This is a genomic window from Roseibium sp. RKSG952, assembly GCF_009711355.1.
The window spans coordinates 63,087-69,214 of the sequence record NZ_SMMF01000928.1 but is presented as its reverse complement, the minus strand read 5'-3'; the positions used below and the strand labels follow the sequence as shown (position 1 = coordinate 69,214).

Sequence of the window (6,128 nt, the reverse complement as noted above, 5' to 3'; positions counted from 1 at the left end):
TTTTTTTGCCTTTTTCTTTTAAATGTAAATAAAACAATAAGTTACATGCAGCTCGCGATAGTCGATAACCATCAAAAGTACGATTAACCCCACAACAGTTAAGCCTGATCAGATTGGGTGGAAAGGGATCAGCACAAGATATAGAGGATCGGCGCAAACACCCCACAAGAAGCCGCGAGTCAGATTGGGCGAGTCGTAGTGAGTCTTGTGATTCAAAAGCACTGAAAATGACAATCAGCACTCGGATACTCCGCCGAGTTCACTACATAGATCTGCACGTACTCATTGGTTCATAAATTTGTATCTTGCTGCGGCAATGTCTTGCACACGCGACAATGATGCGTTCAGGTTCCCGAACAATCGAAACTGAACCGGCTGCAGAACAACGATGACACCTGCTGATCCCTTTCCACTGGTACGGACTGTTGGCTTTGACGGCATTCTGGTGACCTACGCCGATACGATGACAGAACCTTCGAACCGAGCGGCACTTGCGTTTCGAGCGGAGGTTGAACGACAGCAATGGAAAGGTGTGATCGAAACCTCAGCTTCGCTCGCATCGACCTATATAAGGTTCGACCCCCAGCTTTTGCCTCATAGTGATGTAGAGAGCCGCGTTCACGGATTGCTGGCTCAGCAGGATTGGTACAGCGCTCCCCTTCCATCGGGGCGTAAGCTGTGGCGGGTGCCGACTGTTTATGGCACCGACCTCGCCCCCCAACTTGAAGAGGCCGCCGCAGCGGCTGGCCTGTCACCCGCCGAGGCGATCCAGCGGCTTGGGCAGTCTCGGGTACGTGTACTGACGATCGGCTTTGCACCAGGTCAACCTTATCTTGGACCGCTGGGTCCCGAGTTCAACATTCCCCGACTGCAGGAACTGACACCGATGGTACCTGAGGGCGCATTGGTTCTGGCAATTTCTCAATTCGTTTTGTTCTCCGGCCCCACCCCGACCGGATGGCGTCATGTTGGCCAGACGGCATTTCGCTGCTTCCAGCCGGATAGCGATCAGAGCTTTGCCCTGAACCCGGGGGATGAAATGCAGTTTGAACCCATTTCAAAGGAACAGCTGGAACACATTAGGGCCAACAACGCTGATGGCACCGGTGGCGCAACCTGTAAGGAGATTGCGGAATGAGTCTGGTCGTTCATCGCATAGGCCCTGCTTGCACTGTGCAGGATCAGGGTCGATCAGGGTATCTGGATCAGGGATTGTCCCGTTCCGGTGCAGCGGACATTCCAGCCCTGCACGAAGGGGCAGCGCTGCTGGGACAGAGCCCGAGCCATGCAGCTCTGGAAATGGCGGGAATGGGTGGTGAGTTCGAAGCGACGCAAAACACCCGCGTCGCCCTTACCGGTGCACCGATGCAGGCTAGCATCGATGGCAGTCCGATTGCCTGGAATGCCTCACACCTGTTGGAACAGGGACAGCGGCTGGTGATCGGGGCGACGCTGCAAGGTAACTATGGCTATCTGCATCTTGGAGGTGGGATTGATACCAAGGTCTTTCTGGGGTCCCGCTCGACCCATCTGACCGCCAAGATCGGTCGCGCAGTACAGGCAGGTGACACCATTCCCAAAGGCACCGATACCGGAGAAACGGGTATGAAACTGCGCCCTGACGAGCGGTTTTCAGGTGGCTTGCTACGAGTCGTCAAGAGTTTTCAGACCGGCCTGTTCGACGACACCACCCTGGATCGCTTTACCAGCACCGAGTTTAAACGCGGCGCTCGTGCTAATCGGATGGGCATGCAGCTGGAAAGCGAAGGCGAAGGCTTTGCCGCAAAAGGCCAGTTGAACATTCTGTCCGAAGTGATCACGCCCGGAGACATTCAAATGACGGGAACGGGGAACCCGTTCATCCTGCTTCCGGAATGTCAGACCACCGGCGGTTATCCCCGCATCGCCACGGTATTGCCCTGTGACCTGCCCCGCGCCGCGCAAACACCGGCAGGTGGCACCCTGCGGTTTGAGTTTGTAACCTTGGAAGAAGCCGTGGCGCTTCAGTCCGCCTATCGGGCAGAGCTTGCGCGCCTGCCAAACCGGGTCGAGGCATTGGTGCGCGATCCACATGACATCCCGGACCTGCTGTCCTACCAATTGATCGGCGGAGTGATCTCTGCCACCGACTAAGGAGACTTGCCGATGCCTCGCGTCGATCTGAATGCCGATATGGGTGAAAGTTTTGGCCCCTGGAAAATGGGAGACGATGAAAGCCTGCTGAAAATCATCACCTCCGCCAACATCGCCTGCGGCTTCCACGCGGGTGACCCGGATGTGATGGCCAAGACGATGACCACTGCAGCCGAAAACGGGGTCGGCATTGGCGCGCATCCCGGTTTTCCGGACCTCCAGGGCTTTGGACGCCGCAACATGAAAGTGCCGCATGACAGTTTGCGGAATCTGGTGCGATATCAACTGGGCGCTGCCATGGGTATGGCAACGGCCGTCGGTACAAAAGTACGCCATTTGAAACTGCATGGAGCACTGGCAAACATGTGCTCGGTTGATGTGGATATGGCGCGCGCCTGCTATCAGGGCGCGCTGGATGTGGATCCGGACATCATCATCATGGTCCTGGCGGTCACCAAACAGGAAGAGGCCGTGCGCGAACTGGGGTGCAAATGGGTGGGCGAGATTTTTGCCGACCGCGCCTATAATGATGACGGCACCCTGGTCGATCGCAGCCTGCCGGGTGCGGTGATTCATGATGCCGAGATTGCCGGTCCGCGCATTCTGAACATGGTCCGTGAAGGTGCAATTATCACCGAAAGCGGTAAGCGGCTGGAAACCTCGATCGACACGATCTGTCTGCATGGTGACGGACCAACCGCAGTTCAGATCGCAAAATCCGTTCGTGAAAACCTGATTGCAGGTGGTGTAGAGGTTACCAAATTCACGCGGTAGCCTTGCGGCAAAAAAAGGGCTGCGAAATTCCTTTCGCAGCCAATCACCATCCAGGAGAGAATGCCGGGCCTTATGATGGCCCGATCATGAAACAGGTAACGTTGCGCGCTTGAAGACGGCGGCAGGCCAGATCAGCCTGTTCGCGGGTCATACCCTGAAAAGTCGCCTCGAAACCACGAGAGCTTTGGTTCACCTTGCGCAGTGTCCCTTCCAGAGTGGTCATTTCTGACAGTGCGGTTTTCAGCAAGATCTTTTCCGCCTCGTAGCGGGTTGTGTAGCGACCTACATTGACGCCCCACAGATGCCCGCCTGACGTAGACAGGCGTGTTACAACCTCTTGTTCGGGTTCCGGCTGCTCGGCGGGTTGGGTTGATGCGAGCACTAGATTGTCGGGCCGTAGCGCGGGGCGCGTATCGGCGTTTTCAACAGGCGGGGCTGTTGGTGCTATATCAGCTGCCGCAATGGCTGCCGTAATGCCATCCTGTATACGCGCGCCATTCTTGGCGGCGGTTTCCGCCACAGCGCTGGCAACCTGAAGGCCTGCACCGGCACCGGGCCGCAAAACTGGCCGCAAACTTTTCTTGGGCGCGCCAACCAGGCGCACAATCTTGGTCGCGTCACCAAGGCCCGTGTTGCCGGCATAAGCAGGGCGCGACGGTTTGCGGATCGGTGCACGCGAAGGTGCGCGACGGAAACCCAGGTCCAGCAACTCAGCTACTTTGGCGTTGCGCGAAGCACCCGATTTGCCACCAAAGACGGTGGCGATGATGCGTTCATCCTTGCGCTTGGCCGATGCAACCAGATTGAACCCGGCTGCACGGGTGTAGCCAGTCTTGATCCCGTCCGCCCCTTTATAGGCTGCCAACAGACGGCGGTTCGTGTTCGGAACTGTTTTGATACCCGCATGAGTCGATTGCCGCGAGAACAAGTTGTAGTACTGCGGGTAGTCATAAAGCAGGTGACGGCCCAGTGTAGTCATGTCGCGTGCGGTCGAAAGATGGCCCGATTCAGTCAGACCATGCGCGTTCTTGAAGGTGGTGCGGCTCATCCCCATCGCCTTGGCCGTGCGGGTCATACGACGTGCAAAGGCGGCCTCGGATCCGCTGATCGCGATTCCGATTGCGGTTGCCGCATCATTGGCCGATTTCACGGCCGCGGCGCGGATCAGATAACGAAATGCAATGGTCTGCCCTGTACGCAAGCCCAGTTTCGACGGCGGCTCGGATGAGGCCTTTTTGGTAATACGAACCGGTGTGTCCAGGGTGATCTCGCCATTCCGCACCGCCTCAAATGCGATGTAGAGCGTCATCATTTTTGTCAGCGATGCCGGATGCAGCCGCGTGTCAGCATTGCGAGAGTGCAATACCTCTCCGGTACGCGCATCGATTACCATCGCCGCATAAGGTGCCGAAATGGCCTGCAATGGCGCCAGAACTAGCAGCCATAGCATAGCTATAAGGATAAAGCCCATTCGGGCCGGAACTGTCCGCCGAATCTGCACGATCTTTGCCTCTGTCTGCCTCGCGCCGCCGGGTTTTCCCGGTCAGCTAATCTTGTTTTATTATGGTTCAGGCTAACACAGAGGGTGGCCGAAATAAACCGAAAGGTGAATTTTCCACACCAATGTTATCGTTTCAGATAGCACTATATCTGGCGATTGAGCATGCGTGACCTACCAAACAGGCGATATTGCCGAAAACAAGGCGCAGTGGGATTTCGAATTTTTCAAAACTGAGACCATTGCGCAACAGATCAGGGAATCTCCCGAACAAGCGATGCCAGGCCACCCAGATTCCGCAGTTCGCGAAATCTGGGATTATCAACCGGAACATCAGCGTGCTCGATCTCCCATACCAGTCCGTGCGGGACGTAAACGCCCCAACACCCGGCCTGTATCGGCGCAACCACGTCCGACCGCACCGAGTTACCCACCATCATCGACGCCTCCGGCCCGTCACCGTGGCGCTCAAAGATCGTCCGATACGTATCGGATGTCTTTTCCGAGACGATCTCGACCTCATCAAACAGTTCACCCAGACCCGATTGCGCTAGCTTGCGTTCCTGATCGATCAAATCTCCCTTGGTTATCAGCAAGACACGATACGAGTGCGCGACAGATTCGATCGCCTCCCGAGCATGGGGCAGCAGTTCAATCGGATGGGCCAGCATCTCTTGCCCGGCCTCGACCAACTGGCGAATAACGGCTGCAGGCACCTTATCCTCAGTCACCTCGATCGCAGTTTCGATCATCGACAATGTGAAGCCTTTGATTCCATACCCGTAGTGCCTGATGTTGCGCTTTTCCGCCGCAAGCAATCGATCCATCAGGTGATCACACTCGGCATGATCGGCCAGCAGATCCGCGAAATACGCCTGCGTCAGCTGAAAAAACCGCTCATTATGCCAAAGAGTGTCGTCTGCATCGAAGCCTATGGTGGTCAGCTTGTCTTCCATTCCGATTACGTCCAGTCCCTCTTTCCTCTGGATACGGTGACGTTATATAAGCCAACAGATAAACCGAAGCTTGAATCGGAAACTCACTAGAAATGCTCGAAACCCAGTGGATGATGTCTGACAAGTCGGACGAGGATGGCGATACGTCAATCCTTGTTCAGACGAAGCCCAAGACCAAGCGTCCTCCGTTGTACAAAGTTCTGCTGCTGAACGACGATTACACGCCGATGGAATTCGTCGTGCACGTTCTCGAGCGTTTCTTCTCGATGACGCATGCGCAGGCGTTTGAAATCATGCTGACGGTGCACAAAAAAGGTGTGGCCGTCGTGGGCGTGTTCAGTCACGAAATCGCCGAGACCAAGGTCGGTCAGGTGATGGATTTTGCGCGTCGGCATCAACATCCGCTTCAGTGCACAATGGAACGGGAAGAGTAAGGCGGCAGAGCGGGCGATAGCCCGCGCCAGACCTTTTGCAGGAATTACCCATGTCCCCTCGCCTCAACCTTGCATTGGAAAGCGGTCTGACGTTGTCACAGCCCGTGTCAGTCTTGGCGCCCACACCGGATCACGACCTGTCTGAATTGCCGCGCGAGACACAGGTGGTTCAACCCTTCAAGCCCTTTCACGATCATTTCGGGGCGCAGGGTTTTGCAGCCACGCCTGCAGCGGATGACCCCTGTCAGGATGCGATTGTCTTTCTGCCTCGCGCCAAGGCGCTTGCCCGTGCTCTGGTGCATCAGGCGTGTCACCGCGCCGGTGGGACTGTCG

At 56.4% G+C, this 6,128-nt stretch carries 8 protein-coding genes; 5 read left to right on the top strand and 3 right to left on the bottom strand.

Annotated elements, in window-relative coordinates; translation table 11 throughout:
* A partial coding sequence (locus E1297_RS49900) for a hypothetical protein (RefSeq protein ID WP_209015962.1) occupies positions 1 to 241 on the bottom strand: 241 nt, incomplete at its 3' end.
* Positions 242 to 388: 147 nt separating this feature from the next.
* On the opposite strand from E1297_RS49900, the gene E1297_RS23890 reads away from it, so the two are divergent.
* The 3 genes from E1297_RS23890 to E1297_RS23880 are packed head-to-tail and all read left to right on the top strand — an operon-like array spanning position 389 to position 2,907.
* Positions 389 to 1,138, top strand: a complete 750-nt coding sequence (locus tag E1297_RS23890) for an allophanate hydrolase subunit 1 (protein WP_155143005.1) — start codon at positions 389 to 391, stop codon at positions 1,136 to 1,138.
* Complete coding sequence (locus tag E1297_RS23885) at positions 1,135 to 2,133, top strand: biotin-dependent carboxyltransferase family protein (RefSeq protein ID WP_155143004.1); 999 nt, start codon at positions 1,135 to 1,137, stop codon at positions 2,131 to 2,133. Before E1297_RS23890 ends, E1297_RS23885 begins: the two co-directional genes overlap by 4 nt.
* A 12-nt stretch (positions 2,134 to 2,145) precedes the next feature.
* Complete coding sequence (locus tag E1297_RS23880; RefSeq protein WP_155143003.1) at positions 2,146 to 2,907, top strand: LamB/YcsF family protein; 762 nt, start codon at positions 2,146 to 2,148, stop codon at positions 2,905 to 2,907.
* Positions 2,908 to 2,977: 70 nt separating this feature from the next.
* On the opposite strand, the gene E1297_RS23875 is transcribed toward E1297_RS23880, so the two are convergent.
* The gene (locus tag E1297_RS23875) at positions 2,978 to 4,378 is read right to left on the bottom strand and encodes a D-alanyl-D-alanine carboxypeptidase family protein (protein ID WP_155143002.1); all 1,401 of its coding nucleotides are present in this window, start codon (positions 4,376 to 4,378) and stop codon (positions 2,978 to 2,980) included.
* 281 nt (positions 4,379 to 4,659) lie between these two features.
* Entirely contained in the window at positions 4,660 to 5,361 is a 702-nt protein-coding gene (locus E1297_RS23870) for an HAD family hydrolase (RefSeq protein WP_155143001.1), read from the bottom strand.
* A 92-nt stretch (positions 5,362 to 5,453) separates the two neighbouring features.
* Between E1297_RS23870 and clpS the strand changes: the two genes are divergently transcribed.
* Together clpS and E1297_RS49220 are read left to right on the top strand one after the other, a co-directional pair.
* On the top strand, positions 5,454 to 5,795 hold the full coding sequence (clpS, locus tag E1297_RS23865; protein ID WP_155143000.1) for an ATP-dependent Clp protease adapter ClpS: 342 nt from the start codon (positions 5,454 to 5,456) through the stop codon (positions 5,793 to 5,795).
* 50 nt (positions 5,796 to 5,845) lie between these two features.
* The coding region (locus E1297_RS49220; RefSeq protein WP_209015961.1) for a hypothetical protein at positions 5,846 to 6,128 on the top strand (283 nt) is incomplete at its 3' end.

Bases quoted from the DNA above. Each gene is read 5' to 3' on its own strand.
- E1297_RS23890 (WP_155143005.1), top strand. From the start codon at position 389: ATGACACCTGCTGATCCCTTTCCACTGGTACGGACTGTTGGCTTTGAC.
- E1297_RS23885 (WP_155143004.1), top strand. From the start codon at position 1,135: ATGAGTCTGGTCGTTCATCGCATAGGCCCTGCTTGCACTGTGCAGGAT.
- E1297_RS23880 (WP_155143003.1), top strand. From the start codon at position 2,146: ATGCCTCGCGTCGATCTGAATGCCGATATGGGTGAAAGTTTTGGCCCC.
- E1297_RS23875 (WP_155143002.1), bottom strand. From the start codon at position 4,378: ATGGGCTTTATCCTTATAGCTATGCTATGGCTGCTAGTTCTGGCGCCA.
- E1297_RS23870 (WP_155143001.1), bottom strand. From the start codon at position 5,361: ATGGAAGACAAGCTGACCACCATAGGCTTCGATGCAGACGACACTCTT.
- clpS (WP_155143000.1), top strand. From the start codon at position 5,454: ATGCTCGAAACCCAGTGGATGATGTCTGACAAGTCGGACGAGGATGGC.